The organism is Ruegeria sp. CH6 (genome assembly GCF_056537005.1).
On record NZ_JBQFQS010000004.1, the window covers coordinates 23,850 to 49,493 of the forward strand.

The following is a 25,644-nucleotide window of genomic DNA, read 5'->3' on the forward strand; positions in this document are numbered from 1 at the left end:
CCTGTTGCTTTGCCTTTTTTTAGTTATTGTCCTGCCGGCTTGACGACGGCGATTGAAACATTGTCCTGGTCGGGATCCTCCTTGGCCTGCAGCGCCTGCAGCAGGGTATCGGCGATGTCCTGAGACAAAGACTGCGCATGATCGTTCAGGATCGACTGGATCTCGTCATTGCTGAGATATTGCAGCCCATCACTGCCCAGGATCAGAATGTCATCCGCATTCAGAACCAGAGGCTCCTCGGGGCAATCGACCTTGGGAATGGATGCACCCATGATCACCGACGTCAGCTGATTGCGGTCGGGGTGTGACCGTGCCTCGTCAGGGGACAAAATTCCCTTGGCGACCTGCGCATCGATCTCGGGTGCCATTGAATGGTCTTCGTTGATCTGGGTCAGTGTGCCGTCCCGATATAGGTACATCGGACTGTCACCGATCGAAATCCAGAACACCCGCTGCCCCAGAAGCAGCATGCCCAACAAGGTCGACCCCATGCTGAAACCCTGGCTCTGTTCGTCACCGTGATTGGCAATTGCGGCGTTGGCCTGCATCGCAGCCATCGGCAGAGCATCGATCAATGCGCCTTCGGCAGCATCGGGATCTTCCATCTGCGTATCGACCACTTCTCTCCAGGCGGAAAGAACTAGCTCTGATGCAACTTCACCCGCTTCGTGGCCACCCATACCATCGGCCACCACAACATAACCCGAGTTCGAAGCATCAAAGACACGAGCGGCGATCGCATCTTCCTGCGTTTCGCGCTGACCCTGGTTCAGGATCAGTGCAATGTCATATGCCGGAGTCGCCAGCATCTATTATGCGTCCCGCCAATCAAAGCCATCGTCGCAGAAGGCTGCAAAACGAAGAGAGGTTTCGCTGATACGGATCAGGTCTCCGCTGTTCAGTGCGATGGTACTGAGCACGGGTTTGCCATTCAGGCGCACAAGGTTGGCCTTACCGCCATGTCCTAGATAGCATTTGCGATCTTCCGGGTCATAAGCAATCACAGCATGGTTGCTGCGCGAGATACCCGTATCACCGAAATCGAGCTGAATGGCTTGATCATCGTTACGACCAATCTGCATCAGCCCTTCGGTCAGTGTAACACTGGAGCCGCGGCCCGGACCGCTGGTCACGACCAGCCAACCTACGGGGAAGGTTTCTTGTGCCGCTTCGGTCTTGGCGACCGGTTCGGCGCTTTCCATCAGATCCTGAACATGCGTGTCCGCGCGTTCGAAGCCAAGGAAAGTGGTTTTGACGCGCGACCGGCGATCCTCGGCGGGTGCTGGCGCTGCAAGCGGTTCTGGCTGTGTATCTTGCTCAGGTTCTGCTGCGACCTGCTCAGCTTCAACTGGCTCAACCGGGGCTTCGGGTGCTTCGGCAACCGGTTCAGGCTCAGCGGTGACAGCTTCTGCTGGCGCTTCAGCTTCTGCCGGTGTTTCAGATTCTGCCGGGGTCTCAGCTATTTCTTCACTTGTGTCTGCAGATGCCTGCGCGACGGCAGCCAACATATCTTCTTCTTCGGTGCTTTCAGCGGTCTCGGTCGGTGCCACGTGCAGGGTGACGACTTGTTCCTCTTCGACAGCTTCTGCCTCGACGGCCGGTGCCTCAGCAACAGTTTCTTCAGCTTCGGCAATCTCGCCTTCTTCGGCTTTTTCTTCGCGCTCGGCGAAGTCAGGCATCTTTTCTTCGGGGATAAGCTCATCGGATTCTTCGTATGAATCGGATGACAGATTACCACCGGCCAACGCCTGACGCAGTGCATTGAAATCCGCAATTGGTTCCTGCTGATCTGCGGCTTCTTCTTTGGGCTGCTCGGTTTCGGCTTCTTTGGCTTTGCCGGCACCTTCGAGAAGCCGGCTGAGAGGGCTTTTATATTTGAACATGGTGTCGACACCTTTTTTGAATTCTGGGCATGGGGGTTGAGAACCCACGCGTCTGCTACTGTCCTCTGCGCGCAAGTTGCGCAGTGGTACTGATGATTGAAAAAACCAGAGAACTCTTACTTTCCGCGGCGGGCCGGTCCCCGTCAGGATGGCTGTTCAGGCAGCCACCCTCAGCAAAACACACACTGGCGGATTACAATTGAACCGGTCAGACTACTCCTGCGCTAACTGCATGACAGCAGTTGTCTCGGCCCCGTTGCGCAAAACAGTCAGTCGCGCTTCGGGTTGATCATTGGAAACAAGCTGGGCCAACGCCTCATCCAGACTTTCCGGACTATCGATGACCGTGTCGGTGTTGTTTTCCCGCAGCAAGATATCCCCTTGTTGCAGCCCACCGGCATGCGCAGCAGGCACATTGGTGACAACGGTCTGCCAACCTGCATCAGAGGTATTGCGCACGGTCAGGCCATACCCGTTCTCAAGACCGAACATGCGGATTGCAGGCAGGGCGAGCAGACCATTCTTGGCCCGTGTCTCACCGATGGGGCGATACCGCGCCGCGACGCGAATATAACCGTCAGGATCCACCTTGAGGTCGTCCAGTACCTGTGCAGCAAAGGTTGCATCTGCACGAACCGGTTTTCCGTTCAGCGTATAGATAGCTGCTCCGCGCTTGACCCAGTCACCGATGACGGACATGTCCCGGTTAGGATCGACGCCGGTAATCGCGATAGTGCTGCCGGTCGAGGCACGCCGCTTGGCCGTTGCAAATGGGATTTCGACGTCCCAGTGTCCAAAGGCAACCTGGTTCTCAGCCAGATTCACGGGCGTGGCAGGGGCCGGAGTTTCAGTTGCGGCTGACGCGGCTTCTTCCGCAGAAGGTTCTGCAGCTGCGGTTGCCGTTTCTTCCGGCTGAACCTCGACAGGCGCAGTCTGAGGCTGCTCGACAGGTTCGCTTTGTGCCTGCTCGACAGGCTGTTCCTGTGCTGCTGAATTGTTCTGGGCAGTTTCTGTTTCTTCCGCTGCCGCAGGTGTCGGTTCTGCCGGAGCCTCTGCCGTCTGTTCAGCAGGCTCGGGGGTCGGAGCTTGCGTTTCAGGTGCAGGAGTTACCTCAGCTGTCTCTGCCGGGGCTTCGGACTCGGACCTGTCACCCGACAATACGAAAAAGCCACCTGCAGCGAGTGCCACCGCCACAACGGCTGCACCAGCAATCATCTTGCCGCTGCCGCCTGATCCACTCTGCACCACCGTATCAACGGCAGCTGGGGTGTCCTCACTGGCAGCAAACTTGGCCTGTTCGTCGTCTTTCTTGTCTTCGTTGCCCAATGCGAGATCGGAGTTGCCTGCCAAAAGCGCTGTCACGACCGCCTCGGCATTCTCGCTTTCCGCTTTGATGCGGGCCTGCTCGGCCTCTTCATCCTTGCGATCCATACCAACGATCACCGAAACCGGACGGTAAGCGAACGAGTCGAACATGACGCCGGGGCCGCGGAACATGCGCAGCCAATCCAGCGCAGTTTGCAGGCGATCGGTCGCGTGAACCTCCATCGCCTTGTCGATAGCTTCAAGGAATCCCTCGGGGTATCCTTCGAACCGACCAACCAGTGGAGTGTAGGGATCCGGCTGACCATTGTTGAATGCAGTCAGGCGGGATTGACCGTCAACCGGACGTTCGCCGCTGATGGCGTGATACAATGTGGCAGCCAGCACATAGAGGTCACTGCTGGGTCCCTGTTCAGCGCCGCGAACATAAAACTCGTGCGGGGAATAGCCGTCCTTGATCACCCGAAGCGTCAGAAGCGCCGCAGTCTTGTTGGCGGCCTGCTCGCGGGCGGCGCCAAAGTCGATGAGGACAGGTTCACCATTTTCATCGATCAGGATGTTATCGGGCGAAATATCACGATGCAGCATGCCGCTCTGGTGAATGAACGACACCGCTGACAGCATCTTTTCGGTTACCTGAACAATGAAATCCGGACCGGATTCATTCTCAGGATCGTCCATGTAATCCAACAGGTCGCAACCGCGGATCAGATCCATCGCGATATAAGCGGTGTTGTTGTCTTCAAAGACCTGATGCACATCGACGATGTTGGGGTGAACCAGGCGTGCATGGTTGCGTGCCTCTTGAATAAAGAGGTCAACAATCGCGCCCAGATCTTCTTTGTAGGCCGGATCAGCAGGTTCGACATGATCCCCGTCGCGACGGCAAAGCGCGCCCGGATAGCACTCTTTGATGACGACATCACGCTCTAGGCTATCGCGTGCAAGATAGGTGATCCCAAAGCCGCCATTGCTCAGAAAGCGAAGGATCTCATACTGGCCACGCAACAGTTTTGCACCTGGTTGCAGACCTTGAATCTGTGGTTCGTCGTGCGATGCACCGACAGCCTGGTTATGGCTCATTTCTACCCGCCCATATTACTCGTTTTGCGGCCTTATTTAACAGGGTTAAAAACCCGCGAACTCATAACCAGACACAACCGCAGGACACTTGAGAACGGTTAGACGTTTCAAATTTGACTTTATTGGGGCCGCCTCATGGCTTCACTAAGGATCGTTTTTTGCGAACATCTATATGTTGTTTTTGTGGAAGGTATAAAAACCATATATAGATATGATGGGCCAAAAAAATGGGGGCAGTTGCCCCCGATATGTTCGTTTGGTCTACGAATTCGAAACAATGCGAATCTGATTCCGATGGATTCGATTCGCCGCACTGCGGCTCAATCAATGCGTGAACTGATCATGTCCCGGTTTTTGTCTGCGCAGATTCGACTGTGCTTCCGGCCCACGCAAGGTTGTCGCTGAGCTGAGCGAGTATGCCGATTGCATCTTTGAGCGGGGCATCACCACTCTCGAACTGAAGCAATAACAGCAGGTCTGTGGCCTTTTCGAATTCGCCGGGAATCCAATCTGCTTCCGGGTCAATTTCAGCACCACTTTCCAGGCGTTCGGCGAAGTCCTCAACAATTTCCTGACAGCTTTGCAGGAAGGCTGCCGGTTCGATATCCGAGGAATCGCGAAGGTCTTCGTAGATGCTGGCGATGGCGGCCAGCCAATCCTCTAGGATAGGATTGTTCAGAGGCGGAAGGGCCGAGCCAAGGCTCGACTGAATGGAACGATTGTCGGGTTCCGGTTCTTCAGATTTGTCGCCGGTCAGTTCATCCAGATACGGTATGAAATGTTCCGACAGATCTTTGCGGGCTGCATCCAGATCACTTTGACGGCGATCCGATGCGGCCTCGAGAACCTGCTCAGCCAGATTCTGACCGCCACAGGTTTCCCAAAGTGCAAAATCGGGTTCAGGCTCCTTCGCCATGGCGCGCACGGCGACAGGGGTGCCAATCGGCACAACTGACCGGAACATGCCGGCCTTTTCTTTCTCAAGGCGCGAAAGAACCCGGTCCAAGGCATCGCTGACATGAGGAAGGTCGGCATGGGTGACGGCCAACAGGCTGTTGGCTCGCAGTTCTTCCGGAACCTGAGCCCAAAGGTGCCGTTCAGTTTCGCGCCATGCGTTTGCACCGTTGGTACACCAGATCGCGCAATCGACGAATTTCAACAGGTCCAGGGTTGGCTTGTATGTCTCGTCCAAGGCGCCGGTACCCGGCAGATCAAACAATGAGATTTCGCGCAGGGCAGGGGTATTCAGCCCTACGGAAATAAAGTCGGGATTATCAGCGGCGGCCTTCTCAAGCGCGATACCAGAATAGACTTTGGGTTCTTTGTCCCACCAGCCAACTGTGGTTTCCGGGGTGTCGGCATAAGCGACGATCACCAGCGGCAGTTTCAGGTGCTGAGGGCCGGTCGGCAGGATATCTGCGCCAGCCAGCATATTGGCCAGGCTGGATTTACCTGCACCAAACTCGCCGGCAAAACCGATAGAGACGGCGTTCGACAACCGCTCGGCATGGGCCAGCGCCCGTGTGCGCATATCATCCAATTCGGGCGTGGACGGCTGCTTTTCGGTCGCGTTCAGAAAACGCTCCAGTTGCCGCACCTCCTGCTCGGTTCCGGGAAATTCGATCACTCGGCAGCCTCCGCTTGTATATCTTCCGCGTGTTCTGATCCAAATGCCGATCCCAGCTCATCTGCGATGCGGCGCGCACGGTCGAAATCGGCCTGCGCTTCGGTTCGGGCGCATGTTTCGCCCGAGCCGGTGCGGTTTTCAAGATGGCCTGCAAGCAGAGCCAGAAAATGATCCAGAACCGTGTTCAAACGCTCCATCAGATCACCGCGTGCAGTATCGACCAGATCGTCCCCGATCATCTCGAATTCCTGCACAATCATCTTTTCAGCGCGCGAAACCACGCTGTTGCGCGAGATCAGCCGGGACAGCCAATTGACGCGCAATTCCACCGTAATGCCTCGGGTCAGAGCGGTCGTGTCCGGACGGAACCACCGCACAGCACTCGTGTTCATGCGGTTGTCAGCCGGTTCCTGCCAGCCAGGCAGTGCGCGCAGTGCGGCATTGCTCTGCATATCGATCGCATAAAGCTCGCTCAGCATCCGCTGGCGCACCACTTGTGTCGCACCCTGTACCAGCTCACGCATTCGTTCCCGCAGAGGGGTGAAGTTCAGTTCGGTCGCACCGCCTTTGGCAAGCAGGGGCGATTGACCGTCTGGTCCGCGAACAACGTTAGAAACCGCCTCGGACACGGTGTCGTCCATAACGCCGCGCAAGTTGGCAAGGACATCGTCCATATCCTTGGTTATCTCGTTTGTTTTGTCAGCTACCAGTTCGCGCAACGAGGCAAGGGTCTTGTCATTCTCATCTGCATTCTGAGCAGTCGAGTCATCCTCGCTCTCCAGCACGCGCAGCCGTGCAGTGCTGCGCTCGAGTTCACCCTGAGCAAAGCTGTTGAGATGTTGCCATGCCATCCGCAACTGTTCACTGCGCGGGCCATCGGTCAGAGCGTTTGTCACATGTCGACGTAAATCAGGCAGGCCCGAAGCGATCATTGCTGCAAAGCGCAGAACCGCCTCGCGGCTGATAGGGCCGGGGCCTTGTTTGATCTCTTCGACCCCATCCAGATACTGCTTCATCTGTTCTGGATGCGCACGCAGCCAGGCCAGAACTGCATCGTGATTGATGCCTGTCTCATCGCCGGTCAACGCATAGTGCGCCCACTGCGCACTGCCCATCAGCACATCGATGTTCGAGTTCCCCAGCGCCTTTTCCAAGCCATCAAGCACATCCGCACGGACTTTGCCGGCATCTTCTGCACCGCCGCCAAGTTCATCCACGCGGTTGATGAAAACGACGATCTGGCCCAGTTCAAGCGCTTGCATAAGCCGGAACAGCTTCAAGTCAGCCCGCGAAAGGGCCTGATGCGCCGAAAGGACGACGACGAAGAAATCAGATTCCTTGAGATACTGCCGAGAGATTTCTTCGCGGATCAACAAGGGGTCGTTAACGCCGGGTGTGTCGGTCACGGTCAGCGGGTAGGGGAAGTGACCAATGTCAAAATAGACCTCGGCCTTCCGCGTGATATCGCTATAAAGACCGCGATCCGAACCCGGATCATGCTCTTCCTCATCTGAGGGGTCATCACCGGCGCACACATAGCGGGCTAGGTCGTCCGAAGTCAGTTCCTCCAGGTCGTGTTGCTGGCCCAACAACTGCTCGTAACTGTCACCAAGACGCAGGCGGGCACGTGTTTTCATCGCCTCGACCTGTTCTTCGATCATCTCGCGCTTATAGCTGTCCTCATCATCGGGGAACATGTTGCGCAGCTCTTCGCCTTCGGCGATGAGGGCTTGCCATTGGCGGTTGTCAAAGAAATGGAACTCGGCCCCGGCCTTGCGGCCGGAGGGATGACCGAAATGCATGTCGGTAATGACTGTGGTCCAAGGGTTCACATCAGAAGGCAGGAATTCTGCCTGACCGGTGAAGCCGTTGATAAGTCGGGATTTCCCGGCCTTGATCTGACCGACGAAAGCGATCGATGGTTTCAGATTTGACAGGTCATCGACGATGCGCGAAATGAACTGACGGGTTTCGTCATTGCTCACTTCATTCATGTCGTTTGCGATGCGTATTAACTCACGACGATCAGATTCACTCATAACATTTACCCCAAGCACTCGTATTCAAGGATCGACTCAACAGAAATAATGAATGTTTTGGGGAGACGGTCATCAGGCCGTCTCCCGAATGGATTTCCACAGACTAACTACGGCGCCCAGCTTGCGTGCCTCATGTACCGCAGCAGCAACGTTTTTGCCGTCGCGCAGCAGGGCAAGTCCGGCACCTTGTCCGCCTGCCGGGCGCATCACGATCAACTGCGGATGTGTGAGGGTTGTTGCGCTGTCAGCGTCCCAACCGGCAAGATCCTTGGCAAAGTTCTGCAACAATGCCTGATCCGGATGCAGGGGTTGCCCCTCGGTACATGCGCCGTCCAGTTGCGTGGCGCCACTATCGCTGGCGGAAAGGAAACGGCCCAAGGCAAAACGCTCGGCACCGTCAAAGAAGCGTTGCGCAATACCCGAACCTTCAGGAACAGCGGCTTGTTCAATCGCCGAGGGTTCTTGCTCGGAATCTGGCGCGTCTAATGCCACGTCCTCGATATCCGGAACGATCGAAACCCGAGGTTCCGCAGGCAATTCGATCTGAGCACAGGCGCTTTCGATCTCTGAATAGGTGATGCCCACATCATCTGCTTCCAGCGCAGTATCCGGGCGTACAGACACCAGTTGGAGCGGGCCAGGCGCGGCGGCGATATTCGAAACAAGCTGGGCCAGCTTTTCCGTCAAAGCCTCGCGCGGCTCGGTTTCGAAATCCGGTACGGAACCGGTGCTGGCACCAAATACATCGGTCACCCGAGAGCTGTTGACCTCAACCGCGAGGCAGTTGCCATTTGGCGATGTAAACTCAAGTCGGCGCGGCAGAATAGTGCCGCGTATCACGCGCAGCACATCTGACCGTCGCGCATCAGCCGTTTCCCCCGGCAGCTGAATCGCGGGCGACAAACGAGGTCGCGCTGACCGCCCGATGTCTTCGAGCATGTCGAGTATTTCTGTATCCATCATCCCGTGACCCCCTCTGGTCCCGTCTAAACTGCGGCCGCAACCGGCCCCAGGCTGAGATGTGATTTCGTAAGCGCCAGCCCGATATTTGCGCTGTCGCGGCAGATGTAGCAGACCACATGTTCAGGATACTCCTTGGTCCGCAGAAAGATGTGCAGCCGATCATTCGAAAACACGGCGATTTCCCCAAATCCCGGATTTTCCGAATCCTGAACACCTGCTGCACGCAGAAGTTTTTCGAATGCTTTCACACCCTGACCCTGAAACAGATTGGCCACCGCAACTGCCAGAGTATCCAGAACTTCATCACTCTCTGGCTCTGTGGTTTTGGTTCCCAACAACATTCCGGTTTCCATATCCACATATCCGGCTGCGATGCAGTCGGGGATGGTTTCCATTGCTGTTGTCAACGCAGCTTCGATTGTCATCTAAAAACCTGCAACCCTATAAAAATCCTTCAGGCGCAACGGGTTATAACCGTCGCGCCGCTGATTAACATCATTATCCGACACCGCAAATGAAAATCGACATGCGGCCGGAAAGGAGGCGGACGGTCACAAGACATGCCACTCCGCTCCACTGTTCTTGTTGGCATTCGGAAGCGCCCGAAGGGCCTCCTTCGTCTGCTTTGCGTTGTGCTCCAGTGCAATCTGATCGAACTCTTCCAGAAACGCCTTGAACACGGTTTTCAGTCCCTGAGAGTCCTCAGGCAGATCTTCGTTGGCTGCAATCTCGCGCCACATGGCCGCCGCGCTTAGCGGTGTCCCTGCAGGCACGTTCAGAAGCTCTTCCAACGCGGTTTCGGTTTTGCTGGTTTCGGCCAGAGTTTCCGGTTTTTCAGCTTCGGGTGTCACGTCAGGCATCGACACGACTTCAGCCCCATTCAGTGCGTTTGACACTGGCTCCGGCTCATACTCATCATTGTTTTCGGATTGCTCGCTTAGCAATGCCGTAATTGAGGAAACCGATACTTCGATTTCGGAAACAGGCGTTTCCTCAGCTTCAGTATCTTCTGCAATCGCTATTGGCTGATCAGCAAGTTTGCTGGCCAACGACTCCAGCAGGTCATCCGACTCCGTCTCATTCGTCGGTTCAGACAGCGCTGGGGCATCTTCAGCCTCAAGAAGCACTTCCTCGTCCTGATCGTCATCGTCGTCGATATAATCGAGATCGAATTCGTCACTATCAGACATGGATTGTCCGAGATTGGACAATTCCAACGGATCGTTCGCTGTATCCTTGAAGAAAGCTCGCAGCTCATCTTCGGATGTGCCCGTTGCAGCGTCTTCCTCGAGGTTGGTTTCAGGAGCCATTTCCGCACGCAGCCGTTCAGCCTCATCCGAGTCAATACGGGTACGTTCGGGTTCTTCGCTTCTCCGCTCGACCCGGGCTGGACGTACCGGGAAGCTGGTGATGACATCATCCTCGTCTGCCGGACTGATCGTGGTCTCAGTATCCTCAAGCGGGTTCATCAGTTTCAGCGGAGCGCTCTGATCTGCTTCGACTGGCGCTGGGGCCGCCTGATCCATTTGTTGTTTTGGCCGCAAAGGTTGAACCTTGGGCGCTTCGGACAGGCTCTTGTCGATCTGGTACCGGGCTAGCTGATCGGCGCGGTTGTCCATGATCTGCTCGGTGATCTCGAGGAAACTGTCGATCATTTTGCCGCCGCCGCTGCGCGACCAAAGTTCGGCATCACCTGTCTGGTCACGCGCGGTAATCGCATCACGCGCCGAAAACAGGATCGATCTATTGAACAGATGACCTGCTTCGCGATTCACGCGGCGCAGCACTTTCTGGCGATCTTTCGGCCCCAAAGCATCCGCACGTGTGACCAGGAGCAGCGAATTGTGCTGCAGGCGTTCAGGCAACGACACCCAGGTTGCACGTTCGGTTTCGCGCCACGCCTGCGTCGAGTGGGTGCACCACAATACCCCGTTTGCCTGGCCAACCGCTCGGCGCCACACATCAGTCGAAATCTTGGGATCCGAGATGCCAGGCGTGTCGATCAGGTCAACAGCTTCAAGAATGTCGGCCTCAAGATAGATGCGGATGAACTGTGCATCGTTGACGCCGATTTCATCCAGCTGATCCAGCTCAATATTGCGAGTGCTGCCATCGTGGCCTTTGACATACGCGGACTGATTGCCCCAACTGAACCAAACGGGTGGCAATTGCGTTGCCGTAACCTGCGTTGGCAGGGCCTGCGTGCGCAACAGAAAGTTCATCAGCGTGGATTTACCAGCGCTGAATTCTCCCATAAGCGCGAAAACGGGCTTGCGGCGGGACCACTGCTCGATACGCTCCCATGCCCGAGGAGAGACGAAGCGGGTTGTAGAATCTTTTACCATAACTCTTCTTATGCTGCTTCGTTACTAAGGTCTTTGAGGATGTCACCCAGGATCTCATCACGTGATTTCGTGGGCTGCATCCCTGCCATCAACTCTGCATTGCGTGCGGGATCCTTTTCTGCCGAATGCGAGATGCTCAGCAGTGTCTCCTTCTGTTCACGCATGAAGTCCGAGAGAATGGCACGTACATTTTCAAGTACGGCTGCGATTTGGTTTTCCTCGATGTCCTTGGTGATCGAATTCGCCTCGGACGCAATCAGTCGCTTGTAATCAGCGGCATACGCTTCAAAGCCCTTGCGTTTTTGCCACCAGCGGCGCCACCAGGTGCTTTGAAGATCCAGCGCGATTGTACGCCCGATCCCCAGTGGCGGCGGCACGCGCGGAACGATCGGCGCTTCGATGCTGAACTCACCCAGGTGGTTGCCCAACAGCTTGTGATACAGCGCTTCAACGTCACCTGCTGCAGAGGAATACAGCGCACCTGCGTCTTTGCGCATTGACCGTGCAAAGCTGAAATATGCGGCCTTCTGAAGGGTGCGAAGTCCGGCCGGATCATATTGCCAGGTGCCCTGCTCGCCGTTCTGCTCGAGATGTGCAATCAGCGAGTCTGTCGCGCGTTTGACAAAGTTTGCTTCAGCCGAAGCGAGCCGTTCGAGCACTTTGTCGCGCAATGCTGTAGTCAGCTCGGCTACTTTCTTTTCATATTCAGCGGAAACTGCCGAAATCGCGTCTTCGGGGGATACGCCATCCAGATCGCGTACGACGCCCTCACCGCTTGAGAGGTTCTTGGCAACAGCCGTGGCGCGAATCTGGCTCGCGATGTTACGCGCGCGATGACGCACACGATCCAGCAAGCGATTGCCCGCTCCTTCGGCGATTCGTTCGTTCATCGCGAGCAATAGATCGGGCAGACCCGATAGCGCCCAGATCTTGTCCAGCGAAGCCGCCTGTTCACCAAACCCGGCTGCCAGATAGAAAGTGTTCAACGCCTGACGCGATTCCTCGTTCAGAACATCAGGATTACCAGTCAGAGCAGCCTCGGCCCAAAGGGCACTTCCGAACACGATGCTGGTATTGGCATCGATATTGTTCTGCTTGAGCGTGTCCTGAATGCGATCACGGATTTCCGGGACCTGATTAACCGGGTCTGACAGTTCATCAATGCGGTTTACGAACAGGATGATCTGGCGGTTTTCAAACTGCGCGATGATCCGCATCAGAGCCATGTCCATGGTGGTCAGCGCCTGGCTGGCAGCCAGAACCACAATACATACTTCTGATCCGCGCAGGCTGCGCAGTGTGATCTGCTCGCGTACCATAAAGGTATCGTTCACACCGGGCGTGTCGCAGAGTTTCAGCGAAATAGGATATTGCGGAATATCCATGTACAGTTCCGCAGATTTTGTCACATCTGCAAAGCGTCCGGTCTTGGGGTCGATGTCCGGGTCGTCTTCATCACCCAGGCAGACATAGCGCTGGATCAGTTCTTCATCGAAATAGTCGTATTGGTGGCTTTGGCCCAACACGAGGTCGAAATGCTTGCCCAGCCGTTCTTCGGACTTGGCCTTCATCTCGCCGATCTGACGCCGGATATCGTCCATTTCGTCATCGGCGCCGGCGCGGTTGGCCAGCTCACCCAAGCGGCCGCCGCCAACCATCAGGTTGTCCCATTCTTCCTGCTCAAAGAAAGTAAACTTAGACTTGGTATCACCCGGTGTGCGGGTGTTGATGTTCAGCGTGGTAACGACCGAGGTCCACGGGTTTACGTCCGATGGCAGCAAGCCCGGGCGACCCGCGAGGATATTCACAATCGAGGATTTGCCGGCTTTGACCTGCCCCACCATCGTGACGCTGGCAGTGAAATTCTCCATCCGCGTCTTGAGCGTTGCAAGTCGGGCCGAGGAGCGCGCATCCGCCACCTCTGTCAATTGGTCGATCTGCGTCGTCAGCGAAGACATGGCCGATGTCATCGGCGCAAGTGTTTCGTTCCCTACAGACAGAAGGTGATCGTTACGCGCCATGTTTAGCCTCCGGTACCAGTAGCGGGAATCTGTGCCTCTGCAACGTCAGACAGACGTCCAGCCGGAATACTGGTAAGTGTGTCGATCCGCGCAATCAGATCCAGAGCGTTACCCAGGATCGCGGCTTCTTTGCGCGGAGAGATCGATTCGTAGGCCTGTGAGTCAGCCAGAACTTCGATTGAGCTGAACCGGTCGCCATTCTCAAGGCAGGCTACGCGCCGACCTGTCGGGAAGCCATCGGATTTGCTGGATGGCAGCGGCATCCGGGTATTGGCCAGCAGATACTGTTCGCCTGAATGCGTCTTGAGCGCGATACCAAAGCCCGTATCAGGGTGTTGTTTGTTCAGAGTTTTGAGCTCGCCGATAAAGCTCTCACGTGCAAGAAAGACAGCGTCTTGCTCGGCGGCAGCGGAGTTGATCTGTTCGGTCACGACGGAGACCCTTGTGTTGGAGTTGAGCAGGAACTCGTAACAATGCCTCGCGGCGAAAAGACTCATTAACTCCTTGCTAGAAATAACAACCTATAAGGCGGTGTTATTTTGACGTGAATAAGATTTTTTGGCGGTTGAATTGTGGCGCAATTGTGTTTGCACTTACTTATTAATGCCTCAACCAATGGGAGAGTGCTCGATAATGTCGGCATCGATCGGACGAGCGTCTGACCTTTTATACGCCGGCTGCGCAATGTAGCTCATATTCCATCTAAAAACATGATAATAAACATTAATAATACATAGTCGACACCAATACGACTCTCCCTTTAGTTGTTCTTCAGCGCATTTTGATCTGGAGTGAAATTTTCGAGGGTTTTGAAGGGCATTGTGCGGAACGTTGTTGATTCAACATTACTCAACGTAAGCGGGCTAAAAGAATCTGGCAGATAAATTTTAATGTCTCTTAATTGGCAACAATAGAGGCAATTTGTGGCAGCCCCTTCCTAATGAGATTTTGACAGGTTTTTTAGGATATGAGTGCGCCTAGATTCCAATAAATCATGTAGGTTGTTTCGATGCGCTTCGAGAGAGTGCTAGCTGCTGTTCGCTAGCTCGAGCCAGAAGTTCCCTGAGTGGATGCGATGTATTGTTGCGATGTAGGGGTCAATAAACTCCATCACACCGCAATTTACCTCTCGCACTTGTCTGGAAGCTTTGTTATGCAGCGCCACATTCCGGGGTCATTGGCGCCGGGTTGCGGGTGTGGCGAAATTGGTAGACGCACCAGATTTAGGTTCTGGCGCCGCAAGGCGTGGGGGTTCAAGTCCCTCCACCCGCACCAAAGATTTGTATATCAGGTCCCGTAGCGGGCCATGAACATGTCCACCGCCTGCAGGGCGACCTCATCGATCTCTTCCTGCGAAAAGCTTGACTGGATGCCAAAAGCTGCTCTGCCCCACAGTCGGACTTTGCAAAGTTCAGAAAACTGTTCCGCAGCGATGTGAATGTCCTCGATGACCAGTTCGCCATTGGCGACGGCCTTTTCCAGATACTCTGCGAGCTGTCGTTGACCGTTCTCGGGACCAGCCTGATAAAAAGCCTTACCAAGCTCAGGAAACCGATCCCTTTCGGCTACGCAGATTCGGAACACCTGCTGCGCGAAATCCGACACCAGAAAGGCAGTCAGCTGAGTCGCTGCGATTGTCAGGACCTCACGCGCTGGTTTGGTCTCGTCGATCATCGAGATGATACGTTCAGCCATCAGGCTGCATTCGGTTTGAGCCACTTCCATAAACAACAGCCGTTTGTCGGGGAAGTAGCTATAGAGCGTTGCCTTTGAGACGCCTGCAGCGCGGGCGATATCGTCCACGCTGGCACCTTCGAAGCCATCCGCCATGAAAACCTCTCGGGCTCCGCGCAAGACCTGATCGAATTTTCGGCCTGTACGCAGAATGGTGGCGGCTTGGGTCATGTTGTCTCCTTGGCTTGACGTATTCCAAATCTATAAACCGTTCGGTTTAGTTTCAACGATTTTCGGTTCTGGTTGAAAGCTTCGTTACGTTCGGTAAATTGGAATCGTTCTAATATAGTGAGGCGCTAATGCGTTTTTTCACCCAGCGAAAACACTTTCGCGACCTGACCGAACAGGAGATCATTGCGCTTGCCATCTCGTCCGAAGAAGACGATGCGCGCATCTATCGGTCCTATGCTGAAATGCTGCGAAGTGACTATCCCGCGAGTGCAAAGGTGTTCGACGGCATGGCTGCTGAAGAGGATCAGCACAGGTCCCTTCTGATCGGGTTACATGAGCATCGGTTCGGATCAGTGATCCCATTGATCCGTCGCGAGCATGTCGCAGGATATTATGCGCGACGGCCCATTTGGCTGATCGAAAATTTGGGCATCGAACGTATCCGCGAAGAAGCCGAAATGATGGAGCGCGATGCCGAAAGGTTTTATCTGACCGCCGCTGAGCGCAGCAGCGATACCGCAACCCGCAAGCTGCTGGGCGATCTCGCCGTGGCTGAGGCAGGCCATCAGGCCACCGCTGCCGAGTTGGAGCAAACCTATTTGGATCCCGACAGTCAGGAATCCGAACAGGCGGTCTCACGTCGTCAGTTTGTGCTGACATGGGTCCAGCCAGGACTGGCCGGGCTGATGGATGGATCCGTTTCCACACTGGCACCGATCTTTGCCACCGCTTTTGCAACGCAGGATACCTGGACCACGTTTCTTGTTGGTCTTGCAGCTTCAGTCGGTGCCGGGATTTCAATGGGATTTACCGAGGCGGCGTCAGATGATGGAGAGTTGTCCGGGCGGGGTTCTCCTGTAAAGCGCGGCCTGGCATCGGGGGTCATGACTACTGTCGGAGGACTGGGGCATGCCCTGCCCTACCTCATCCCAGAATTCTGGACGGCCACCAGCATCGCCTTCCTGATCGTATTCTGCGAGCTCTGGGCGATCGCGTGGATTCAGAACCGCTTCATGGACACTCCGTTCTTCCGCGCGGCATTCCAGGTGGTGCTGGGTGGCTCACTGGTGCTGGCTGCAGGTATTCTTATCGGCAGTGGCTGATGTCCTGCTTGCGGTGCGGTAAATTCATGTTACCAATTCGCCCATGGTCGATATCTTTCTGCGCACCTTGCCTTTTTTCGCGATCATCGGCCTTGGATACTGGGCCGGTCGCAGTCGTTTTTTCAGTGAAGAAGCCACTGCCTACCTGACCAAATTCGTGTTCTATTTTGCACTGTCCGCAATGCTGTTTCGTTTTGCGGCCACTCTGCCCTTTGCCGATATCTTCAATGGAAGACTGGTGATCGGTTATCTGATCGGAACGCTTTGCGTTTATGGTTTGGCGACGCTTGTTGCTTACCTTCGTGGTCTCGACATCCCGACGGCTGCGGTTGAGGCGCAATGTGCGGCTATTGGTAATGTCGGCTTTCTTGGCCTGCCTATGTTGGCGCTGCTGTTCACTGAGGCGGCAATCGGTCCGGTTATGTTGGTGCTTGCCGTCGATCTGGTGGTGTTTTCGTCCTTGATCGTCATCCTGATCAACGGCGGTCGCGATGGTCGCCTAACGCTGCGCACGATGCGACTGATCGGTGTTGGCCTGCTGAAGAACCCGATGATTGTGTCGATTTCGTCGGGTCTGATTTGGTCAGCCCTGCGGTTGCCTGTACCCGCGCCTCTCAATGATTTTCTGACCATTCTTGGCGGGGCGGCAACACCGGGTGCTTTGTTCGCTATCGGCGCCTCGCTGGCCACCAAGTCTGCTGAAAGAGTGCAGATTGCCGCCTGGCTGAGCTTTTGCAAACTGATTGTTCATCCGGTTTGCGTGGCGATCGTTTTGATCTGGATTATCCCGATTGAACCCTTCCCCGCGTCCGTTGCCATCGCTGCTGCCGCGCTGCCGGTTGCGGGTAACGTATACATGCTGGCGGCGCATTATGGGATCGCACCGCATCGCGCTTCGGCTGCAATTTTGTTGTCCACCATCGCCAGCATCATCACTTTACCGTTTGTGATCGCCTGGGTGAGTGCAAACTAGGGTGTCACCCTCGAAAAAAGCCGCTGTAACAAGCCCGCGCACTTTACGCCGGGACCGCGGACCGTTAGCCATGGGCCAGACCTAACGCAAGGACAATGCCAGATGGAAACCCTATCGGAAAATGCATGTTTCGGCGGTGTGCAGGGCGTTTATCGCCATGCTTCGTCGGCCTGCCAATGTGACATGACTTTCGGCCTGTTCCTTCCGCCCGAGGCCAAGGATGGCCCGGTTCCAGTGCTGTGGTACCTGTCCGGGCTGACCTGCACACATGAAAACGCGATGACCAAGGCCGGTGCGCAAAGCTGGGCCGCCGAGCAAGGGATTGCACTGGTGTTTCCCGATACCTCTCCGCGTGGGGCTGATGTGGCAGATCATGATGATTATGATCTTGGCCAGGGTGCCGGTTTTTATGTGAACGCCACGCAGAAGCCGTGGGCGCCGCATTTCAATATGTGGGACTACGTGGCAGATGAGCTGCCCGCCTTGCTGACCGAGAAATTCGCCATAGATGGTGAGCGCCAGTCAATCACGGGTCATTCGATGGGTGGTCATGGAGCCCTGACACTCGCCATGAACCTGCCGGGCAGGTTCCGCTCCGTCTCGGCCTTTGCTCCGATCTCGAACCCGACAGGTTCCGACTGGGGCCGCAAGCAGCTGTCTGCCTATCTAGGTGATGACGGGGCTGCATGGGCCAAGCACGATTCAACGCTGATGATGAAGGAAAAAGGTTTTGACGGGCCGATCCTGATCGATACTGGCACCAATGATCAGTTCATCGATCTGTTGCGCCCCGAAGCACTCGCGCAGGCCATCGCCGAGCGTCGCCAGCAAGCAACAAATCGTCTGCAACCTGGCTATGATCATTCTTATTTCTTTGTTTCGACCTTCATGGAAGACCACGTGTCCTTCCACGCAGATGCTCTTTACGGAGACTGATGCATGAGCAAATACGACTATGATCTGATCATCATCGGTTCCGGCCCTTCGGGACGGTCCGCTGCGATTCAGGCGGGTAAACTCAAGCGTCGGGTACTTGTCATTGATCGCAAGGACAAATTGGGCGGTGTTTCGGTACATACCGGTACGATCCCGTCAAAGACCTTGCGTGAGACCGTTCTCAACCTGTCGGGCTGGCGTGAGCGCAGCTTTTACGGCCGGTCCTACCGCGTCAAAGATCAGATCCGAGCAGAGGACCTCAAGGCGCGTCTGCATATGACCCTCGATTATGAGGTCGATGTGCTGGAGCACCAGTTCAACCGTAACCACGTGGAGACGCTGGAAGGGCTGGCCAAATTCGTTGGTCCGCACGAGGTTGAGGTGGCTACCGATTCAGGCGAGACGACGCGCCTGACGGGCGCAAAGTTCCTGATCGCCACCGGGACTAAAACCTATCGGCCGGAATATGTTCCCTTCAACGGCAAGACCGTTGTGGATGGAGATGACTTCCTTGAGATGGCGGAAATACCCCGTTCGTTGTGTGTGGTCGGTGCGGGCGTGATTGGCGTAGAGTATGCGACGATGTTTTCGGCCCTTGATGTCCGGGTGACCCTGATCGAACCACGCGACTCGTTTCTTGATTTCATCGACAACACGATCATCCACGAATTCACGCACCAGATCCGTGAAAATGGCGTGGATTTGCGGCTGGGCTCAGCCGTTGAAAAGATCGAAGACGCAGGAAGTCACGTCGAGATCACATTGGAAAACGGGCGTCACGTTCGGTCTGAGATGCTGCTGTTTGCAGCCGGGCGTATGGGCGCGACCTCGGCTCTCAATCTGGATGCAGTGGGTATTGAGACGGATCACCGGAACCGCATCAGTGTGGATCGGAAGACCTATCAGACCTCGGTGCCGCATATCTATGCAACGGGTGATGTGATCGGCCACCCCTCGCTGGCCTCGACCTCGCTGCAGCAAGGCCGGGTTGCTGCTTGTCACGCCCTTGAGACTCCCACTTTGCCCGAGAGCCCCTGGTACCCTTACGGTATCTATTCCGTTCCTGAAATTTCGACCTGCGGCATGTCCGAGGAAGAACTGCAGGAACGTGGCATCCCATACGAAGTTGGTGTGGCGCGGTTCCGCGAAACGTCGCGCGGCCACATCATGGGGTTGGAGCATGGCATGCTGAAGATGCTGTTCTCGTTGAAAACCCGCCGGGTTCTGGGTGTACAGATTGTTGGTGAAGGCGCGACTGAGCTGATCCATATTGCTCAGGCGGTGCTGAACCTCAAAGGTACGGTCGATTATTTCGTTCAGAACACCTTCAATTATCCGACATTGGCCGAGGCTTATAAAATCGCCGGACTGGATGCCTTCAACCGGATGCCGATCCCGGACGAGTTCAAGGTGCGCAAGAAAGAGGCTAAGCCGGCTGAGGTCAAAGCCGAACCCGCCAAGAAAGAGGCGAAGAAAGCGTGACGACCCTATATGTCGATGGTGATGCCTGCCCGGTCAAGGCCGAGTCTGAACGGGTCGCTACGCGACATAAGGTGCCCATGGTTCTGGTCTCGAACGGCGGGTTGCGGCCATCCGCGAACCCGCTGGTTCAGGTCATCATTGTGGCGGAAGGCGCAGATGAAGCGGACAAGTGGATAGCCGAGCGCTGTGGCCCTGGAGATGTGGTCGTGACCTCCGACATACCATTGGCGGCAAAATGCGTTGAAGCTGGCGCGCGAGTCCTGCGCGCCAATGGCGAGGCCTTCACAGCCGCCAACATCGGGCAGCAGCTCGCAATGCGCGATCTGATGGCGGACCTGCGCGCCGCCAATCCGCTGGGTGCGGGCGGTGGTGGAAAACCGTTTGGTAAAGCGGACAGGTCACGCTTTCTGGATGCCCTGGAACGGGAAATCCGCGCGGCAATGCGAAGCTGAGGCTCCCACCAGCGCAGGAGGTATCACTGATGCCCCCTTTCCTGTTGGGCATGGCACCGTCCGGGTAAAGCCCGCGCGGTGCGGTTCCGCCTTGAATATGGCGACAGAGCTTGCTTCAGTTATCGCAATCAAACCCGAGCAGACAGGAATGCCCCATGCCCGTTGAAGCCGTGATTTTTGATATCGGAAATGTTCTGATCGAATGGCAGCCCGAGCGCTATTATGATCGTGTGATTGGAGAAGACCGCCGCCGGGCCATGTTCTCGGAGGTTGACTTGCACGGTATGAACGATCTGGTCGATCAAGGTCATCATTTCACTGACACAATTTACAACTGGGCGGACAAGTACCCGGAATGGCGTGATGAAATCCGTATGTGGCATGACGATTGGATCAAGCTGGCTTCGCCTGAGATTCCGCATTCAGTCCGTTTGCAACGTGCCCTGCGCGAAAAGGGCGTTCCGGTGTTCGCCCTGACCAATTTCGGTGTGCAGAATTTTGACTATGCGACGACCGTCTACCCGTTTCTGAATGAGTTTGATCGTCTTTATGTTTCGGGTCGGATGAAGAACGTGAAACCTCATTCTCCAATTTACGAGATGGTCGAGGCGGATTGCGGGCATTCACCTGAAACACTGCTGTTTGCTGATGACCGTATCGACAATATCGAAACGGCCAAAGCGCGTGGCTGGCAGACCCATCACTTTAATGGGCCACAGGGGTGGGCGGACCGGTTGGTTGCCGAAGGGTTGTTGAGCCCTGAAGAAGCCGCCTGACTCAGGCGGCAACAGGCTCAGCCGTACGGTTCTCGCGGATTGGCAGATGGACGATGGCGCTGAAGGCGCCTACCGCTACGCCGATCCACCATACCATGGTGTAATCCCCGTACAGATCATACATCCGACCACCCAGCCAAACGCCGAGGAACCCGCCAATCTGGTGGCTGAGGAATACAAAGCCATAGAGTGTACCCATGTAGCGAAGGCCATAAAGATGGGCGACAAGACCGGAGGTTAGTGGAACGGTCGCAAGCCAGAGCGAGCCCATGACAATCGAGAATACGATGACCGACATGGGTGTGATCGGCATCATGATGAACGCGGCCGCTGCAATCGTTCGGGCTGTGTAGATGGCCGCCAATAGATACTTCTTTGGGAAGTGATTGCCTGCCCAGCCCGCCAGCAGAGTGCCCCCGATATTGGCGAGCCCAACCAATGAAATTGCTACTGCGCCCAGTGCGGATGTCGTTGTGATGCCCAGTGAGTGTAGAACGCCACCGGGCTGGATCGGACCACACATTTCAGTCACGAAAGCCGGAAAATGCGCGGTGATGAATGCGAGCTGATAACCGCAGCTGAAGAAACCAAGAAAAATCAGCGCATAGGATGGATCACGGAAAGCCTTGCCCAGTATCTGGCTCATGCTTTCTTCCAACTCAGCTTTGCTGACCGGCGTAGGTGCACGCATGAAAGGGAGCGTCAGCACGAGTGCGAGGATCGATACGGCAAAGACAACAAAGACTTGCTGCCACGGCAGGAAGGACAGCAGCCATTCCGCCGTTGGCGCGCCGATCACCTGACCGAAACTGCCAGCGGCGGTGACAATTGCCAGAGACATGGATCGGTTTTTGTCCGATGACGCACGCCCAACCACGGCCAGTACAACGCCAAATCCGGTACCTGCGATGCCAAAGCCAACCAGCCATGCATACATCTGATGGCCGAATGGCGTAACCGACCAGGCAGACAGAACCATCCCTGCTGCATAGGTCAGCGCGCCCAGAACCACTGCGCGTCTGTCGCCGACCTTTTCGGCGATGGCTGCAAATATCGGCTGCCCGATACCCCAGGCGAGATTTTGAATCGCGATTGCCATAGAGAAATCGGTTCGCAACCAACCAAACTCATCCGCAATCGGAATCTGAAATACCCCAAAGGAGGCACGCACGGCAAAGCTGACCGTGATGATGATACATCCAACGATCAGAACAGGGTTCAGCAAGCTGGCTGATTGCGGCATGGGGCCTCCGTTACATATCGGGACAGAAATTATCCGGAATGCTGATCGCGTCAATTCAGGAGTTTTGCGGTTACGCTTAACCATTTTTGATGCGTGCCGAAATTGTCTGCTTTTCAAGGCGCTGAGCTAGCGCTATGGCTCGGTTATGACGGATTTGATTTCGCTCTATGAAGCCCGCATTGCAGATGGCACCCTGACGCGGGACGACGCGCAAGAGGCTGTTCTTCCTGAATTCGAACGCATTCGCTCGGCTCTGGCCACACCGGTAAAGCGTGGATTGTTCCGCAAGCCACCCCCGCCACCAAAAGGCTTGTATTTGTGGGGCGGTGTGGGGCGCGGCAAATCGATGTTGATGGACATGTTCGTCGAGACGTTGGGTGATATCCCTGCCCGGCGCGTTCATTTCCACGCCTTCATGCAGGAAATCCATGCCGGAATGCACAAGGCGCGAGAAGATGGCGTTCAGGACGCGCTCGCCCCGGTTGCTGAGAGGGTGATCAAAACCGTTCGGTTGCTCGCCTTTGACGAGATGCAGATCACCGATATCACCGATGCGATGATCGTCGGTCGCCTGTTTGATATGCTGCATGATGGCGGTGTCGTGATTGTCACGACCTCGAACCGGCATCCTGATGACCTCTACAAGAACGGTCTGAACCGCCAGTTGTTTTTACCCTTTATCCATCACATCAAAGAGCAGTTGGTGATATGGGAGTTGACCTCCCCGACCGATTATCGGCAAAACCGTCTGGAGGGATCGCCGGTCTACTTCAGCCCAATCGGACCCGAAGCCAGAGAGAAGATCCGGTCTGTCTGGAATGATCTGGCTGGCGGGCCCGCAGAACCGCTCAGCTTGCAGGTCAAGGGCCGTGAAGTGGTGCTGCCGGCATTCAGGAATGGGGTCGCTCGGGCATCATTTTATGACTTGTGTGGGCGTATGTTGGGTCCGGGCGACTATCTGGCGATCGCAGACGCACTGAAGGTTCTGGTACTTGAAGATGTTCCTCGCCTATCGCGGAACAACTTCAATGAAGCCAAGCGGTTCGTGACTCTGATCGATGCGCTGTATGAGGCCAAAGTTCGGCTGATCTGTTCTGCCGCCGCAGAGCCGGAAATGCTCTATGTCGAAGGTGAGGGAACTTTTGAGTTTGAACGTACCGCCTCGCGCCTGCGTGAGATGCAGGATAAGGATTGGGGCAAGTAAAGACACTGCCCAGTCATGGGCAACGCTTCAGAACCCATCCAGCAGGATGCAGTCTATCCGTTTTCGCGCAGAATGTTGCCCGCCAGATAAAGCGAGCCGCAAATCAGAACACGTGCTTGCGGATCCTTGGCAGTGATCGCCGCTAAAGCATCTGCAACACTGTCAGCCGTATCAGAAGGCAAGTTGACCCGGTTTGCGGCATCGGATGTGTCTTCTGCGCTGAGCGTATTGGCCTCACCCGGAATTGAAACTGCCGTCAGGCTTTCTGCCTGTGCAGCGAGCGGTGCCAGATAACCCGTGACATCTTTGGTATTAAGCATGCCGCAGATCATATGGGTCGGTCGTTTGGGCAGTTTCGACAGCACGTCCGCCAGGGCGATCCCGGCAGCCGCGTTGTGACCCCCATCCAACCAAAGCTCAGCCTGAGGGGCCTGTTCGACCAAGGGACCGGTTTTCAGCCGTTGCATCCGGGCCGGCCATTCGGCTTTGCTCACGGCTGCTTCATAGGCGTCATCACCCAGTTTGAGGTGGCGCAGAACAGCGACAGCTGCGCCTGCGTTCTGGATCTGGTGGGCACCAAGTAGGTTGGGAAGCGGCAGATCGCGCAGACCAGTTTCGTCCTGATAAATCAGACGTCCGTTTTCTTCGTGAACGTGCCAATGTTGACCATGCACAAGCAGCGGCGCACCCAGACGAGCGGCTGTGTACTCGATGACTTCCAGTGCCTCATCCTGCTGTGGCCCGACGATGCATGGAACACCAGGTTTGATGATGCCAGCTTTTTCAGCCGCGATTTTTCCAAGTGTATCGCCCAGAAACTGCTCATGATCGATCGAGATGGGCGTGATAACCGTCACCGCAGGCTGTTCGATGACGTTGGTTGCATCCAGACGCCCGCCCAGACCAACCTCAAGCAACGTGTAATCTGCCTTTGTGCGGGCAAAGGCCAGCAACGCTGCGCAGGTTGTGATCTCGAAATAGGTGATGTTCTCACCGCCATTGGCGGCATAGCACTCATCCAGAACTGCAGTCAGGTCGGTTTCGGAAATCAGTTCACCCGCCAGACGGATACGTTCATGGAAACGCGCCAGATGCGGTGAGGTATAGGCATGTGCCGATAGACCGGCGCCCTCCAGACCCGCCCGGATCATCGCTTGCGTTGACCCCTTGCCATTGGTCCCGGCAATGTGGATCACCGGAGGCAGCTTGGTTTGCGGATTGTCGAGCGCGGCCAGCAAACGCCACACACGATCCAAGGTCAGATCAATGATCTTGGGGTGCAGCGCCATCATCCGATCAAGGATGACGTCCGAGGTCTGAGTGGTCATTTCTCGCCTGCGTCTTCAGCAGCGGTCTCGGCCGGGGTTTCTTCGGCTGCGGGTGCAGGCAGATCGCCTTTGACCGCAGGGGACATCCCCATCAGCATTCGGGTGATGGTAATCAGTTCATCCCGCATCTCGGTCCGCTTGGTCACACGGTCCAGCATGCCGTGATCCAGCAGATACTCGGCGCGCTGGAAACCTTCGGGCAGTTTTTCACGGATGGTCTGTTCGATCACGCGAGGACCGGCAAAACAGATCAGGGCGTTTGGCTCTGAAATATGAACATCGCCCAGCATCGCATAAGAAGCGGTCACACCACCCGTGGTCGGGTGGGTCAGAACAACGATGTAAGGCAGGTTTGCTTCTTTCAGCATCTCCACCGCAACAGTGGTGCGTGGCATCTGCATCAGGCTGAGGATGCCTTCCTGCATCCGGGCACCGCCTGCGGCAGAAAACAGGATCAGCGGGCGTTTAAGCTTCACCGCCTCTTGCGCAGCCGCGATGATGGCGTTGCCGACATACATGCCCATCGATCCGCCCATGAACGAGAAATCCTGAGCTGCTGCCACAATGGGTGTACGCCCGATTTCACCGGTTGCCACTAGCATCGCCTCTTTCTCGCCCGTCTTTTTCTGGGCCGCCTTCATGCGATCGGGGTATTTTTTCTGGTCGCGAAATTGCAGCGGATCATCTTTGGGTGCCGGAACCGCGACTTCGGTAAATATACCGCCATCAAACAAATGCTTGAAGCGATCACGAGGCGTGATCGCCATGTGGTGATCGCACTGGGTGCAGACATTCTGGTTTTCCGCCAATTCACGATGGAACAGCATCGTTCCGCACTCATCGCACTTATGCCATAAGTTTTCAGGCACTTCCCGGCGCGAGAAGATCGAGTTGATCCGGGGGCGGACGTAGTTTGTGATCCAGTTCATGTCGGAACCTTGTTATGCGGCGTTGACGT

The 25,644-nt window shown here is 55.8% G+C and carries 21 protein-coding genes and 1 tRNA gene; 8 read left to right on the forward strand and 14 right to left on the reverse strand.

Annotation, left to right across the window (positions count from 1 at the left end; translation table 11 throughout):
• Nucleotides 1-23 precede the first annotated feature (23 nt).
• The 10 genes from ACR0CW_RS11015 to ACR0CW_RS11060 all read right to left on the reverse strand — a co-directional run bounded on the left by ACR0CW_RS11015 (nucleotide 24) and on the right by ACR0CW_RS11060 (nucleotide 13,781).
• Nucleotides 24-809, reverse strand: a complete 786-nt coding sequence (locus tag ACR0CW_RS11015) for a PP2C family protein-serine/threonine phosphatase (protein ID WP_155145606.1) — start codon at nucleotides 807-809, stop codon at nucleotides 24-26.
• A gap of 3 nt (nucleotides 810-812) precedes the next feature.
• The gene (locus tag ACR0CW_RS11020) at nucleotides 813-1,883 is read right to left on the reverse strand and encodes an FHA domain-containing protein (RefSeq protein WP_155145604.1); all 1,071 of its coding nucleotides are present in this window, start codon (nucleotides 1,881-1,883) and stop codon (nucleotides 813-815) included.
• A 213-nt stretch (nucleotides 1,884-2,096) separates the two neighbouring features.
• A complete protein-coding gene (locus ACR0CW_RS11025) occupies nucleotides 2,097-4,289 on the reverse strand; it encodes a serine/threonine-protein kinase (RefSeq protein ID WP_480787823.1) in 2,193 nt (730 codons plus the stop codon).
• A 340-nt stretch (nucleotides 4,290-4,629) separates the two neighbouring features.
• On the reverse strand, nucleotides 4,630-5,916 hold the full coding sequence (locus tag ACR0CW_RS11030) for a dynamin family protein (protein WP_480787824.1): 1,287 nt from the start codon (nucleotides 5,914-5,916) through the stop codon (nucleotides 4,630-4,632).
• Nucleotides 5,913-7,955, reverse strand: coding sequence for a dynamin family protein (locus ACR0CW_RS11035; protein WP_480787825.1), 2,043 nt, complete (start codon nucleotides 7,953-7,955; stop codon nucleotides 5,913-5,915). Before ACR0CW_RS11035 ends, ACR0CW_RS11030 begins: the two co-directional genes overlap by 4 nt.
• A 72-nt stretch (nucleotides 7,956-8,027) precedes the next feature.
• Nucleotides 8,028-8,918 carry a hypothetical protein gene (locus ACR0CW_RS11040; RefSeq protein ID WP_480787826.1) on the reverse strand — a complete coding sequence of 297 codons (891 nt, stop codon included), beginning with the start codon at nucleotides 8,916-8,918 and terminating at the stop codon, nucleotides 8,028-8,030.
• A gap of 23 nt (nucleotides 8,919-8,941) precedes the next feature.
• Nucleotides 8,942-9,343, reverse strand: a complete 402-nt coding sequence (locus ACR0CW_RS11045) for a hypothetical protein (RefSeq protein ID WP_480787827.1) — start codon at nucleotides 9,341-9,343, stop codon at nucleotides 8,942-8,944.
• Between the two features lie 126 nt (nucleotides 9,344-9,469).
• Nucleotides 9,470-11,263, reverse strand: a complete 1,794-nt coding sequence (locus tag ACR0CW_RS11050) for a dynamin family protein (RefSeq protein ID WP_480787828.1) — start codon at nucleotides 11,261-11,263, stop codon at nucleotides 9,470-9,472.
• Nucleotides 11,264-11,271: 8 nt separating this feature from the next.
• Entirely contained in the window at nucleotides 11,272-13,284 is a 2,013-nt protein-coding gene (locus ACR0CW_RS11055; RefSeq protein WP_155145594.1) for a dynamin family protein, read from the reverse strand.
• A 2-nt stretch (nucleotides 13,285-13,286) separates the two neighbouring features.
• Entirely contained in the window at nucleotides 13,287-13,781 is a 495-nt protein-coding gene (locus tag ACR0CW_RS11060) for a hypothetical protein (protein WP_209016150.1), read from the reverse strand.
• Nucleotides 13,782-14,474: 693 nt separating this feature from the next.
• On the opposite strand from ACR0CW_RS11060, the gene ACR0CW_RS11065 reads away from it, so the two are divergent.
• Nucleotides 14,475-14,559: transfer RNA gene (locus tag ACR0CW_RS11065), tRNA-Leu, on the forward strand.
• A 12-nt stretch (nucleotides 14,560-14,571) separates the two neighbouring features.
• Here the strand turns inward: ACR0CW_RS11065 and ACR0CW_RS11070 are convergent.
• Entirely contained in the window at nucleotides 14,572-15,189 is a 618-nt protein-coding gene (locus tag ACR0CW_RS11070) for a TetR/AcrR family transcriptional regulator (protein WP_155145592.1), read from the reverse strand.
• A 128-nt stretch (nucleotides 15,190-15,317) separates the two neighbouring features.
• On the opposite strand from ACR0CW_RS11070, the gene mbfA reads away from it, so the two are divergent.
• From mbfA to ACR0CW_RS11100, 6 genes are all read left to right on the forward strand, one after another.
• Nucleotides 15,318-16,292 (forward strand): iron exporter MbfA, encoded by a 975-nt coding sequence (gene mbfA, locus ACR0CW_RS11075; protein WP_480787829.1) that lies wholly within the window; start codon nucleotides 15,318-15,320, stop codon nucleotides 16,290-16,292.
• 43 nt (nucleotides 16,293-16,335) lie between these two features.
• The gene (locus tag ACR0CW_RS11080) at nucleotides 16,336-17,265 is read left to right on the forward strand and encodes an AEC family transporter (RefSeq protein ID WP_480787830.1); all 930 of its coding nucleotides are present in this window, start codon (nucleotides 16,336-16,338) and stop codon (nucleotides 17,263-17,265) included.
• 102 nt (nucleotides 17,266-17,367) lie between these two features.
• Nucleotides 17,368-18,201, forward strand: coding sequence for an S-formylglutathione hydrolase (gene fghA / locus ACR0CW_RS11085; RefSeq protein WP_480787831.1), 834 nt, complete (start codon nucleotides 17,368-17,370; stop codon nucleotides 18,199-18,201).
• A gap of 3 nt (nucleotides 18,202-18,204) precedes the next feature.
• Entirely contained in the window at nucleotides 18,205-19,683 is a 1,479-nt protein-coding gene (gene sthA / locus ACR0CW_RS11090) for a Si-specific NAD(P)(+) transhydrogenase (protein ID WP_480741799.1), read from the forward strand.
• Nucleotides 19,680-20,135 carry a YaiI/YqxD family protein gene (locus ACR0CW_RS11095; RefSeq protein ID WP_480787832.1) on the forward strand — a complete coding sequence of 152 codons (456 nt, stop codon included), beginning with the start codon at nucleotides 19,680-19,682 and terminating at the stop codon, nucleotides 20,133-20,135. Before sthA ends, ACR0CW_RS11095 begins: the two co-directional genes overlap by 4 nt.
• 155 nt (nucleotides 20,136-20,290) lie before the next feature.
• On the forward strand, nucleotides 20,291-20,911 hold the full coding sequence (locus tag ACR0CW_RS11100) for an HAD family hydrolase (protein WP_480787833.1): 621 nt from the start codon (nucleotides 20,291-20,293) through the stop codon (nucleotides 20,909-20,911).
• Nucleotide 20,912: 1 nt separating this feature from the next.
• Here the strand turns inward: ACR0CW_RS11100 and ACR0CW_RS11105 are convergent, their stop codons facing one another.
• A complete protein-coding gene (locus ACR0CW_RS11105; protein ID WP_480787834.1) occupies nucleotides 20,913-22,154 on the reverse strand; it encodes an MFS transporter in 1,242 nt (413 codons plus the stop codon).
• Nucleotides 22,155-22,299: 145 nt separating this feature from the next.
• On the opposite strand from ACR0CW_RS11105, the gene zapE reads away from it, so the two are divergent.
• Nucleotides 22,300-23,358 (forward strand): cell division protein ZapE, encoded by a 1,059-nt coding sequence (gene zapE, locus ACR0CW_RS11110; protein ID WP_480787835.1) that lies wholly within the window; start codon nucleotides 22,300-22,302, stop codon nucleotides 23,356-23,358.
• Nucleotides 23,359-23,411: 53 nt separating this feature from the next.
• Here the strand turns inward: zapE and ACR0CW_RS11115 are convergent, their stop codons facing one another.
• Both ACR0CW_RS11115 and accD read right to left on the reverse strand, forming a co-directional pair.
• Nucleotides 23,412-24,686, reverse strand: a complete 1,275-nt coding sequence (locus ACR0CW_RS11115) for a bifunctional folylpolyglutamate synthase/dihydrofolate synthase (protein WP_480787836.1) — start codon at nucleotides 24,684-24,686, stop codon at nucleotides 23,412-23,414.
• Nucleotides 24,683-25,615 carry an acetyl-CoA carboxylase, carboxyltransferase subunit beta gene (gene accD, locus ACR0CW_RS11120; RefSeq protein ID WP_170333767.1) on the reverse strand — a complete coding sequence of 311 codons (933 nt, stop codon included), beginning with the start codon at nucleotides 25,613-25,615 and terminating at the stop codon, nucleotides 24,683-24,685. Before accD ends, ACR0CW_RS11115 begins: the two co-directional genes overlap by 4 nt.
• Nucleotides 25,616-25,644 lie beyond the last annotated feature (29 nt).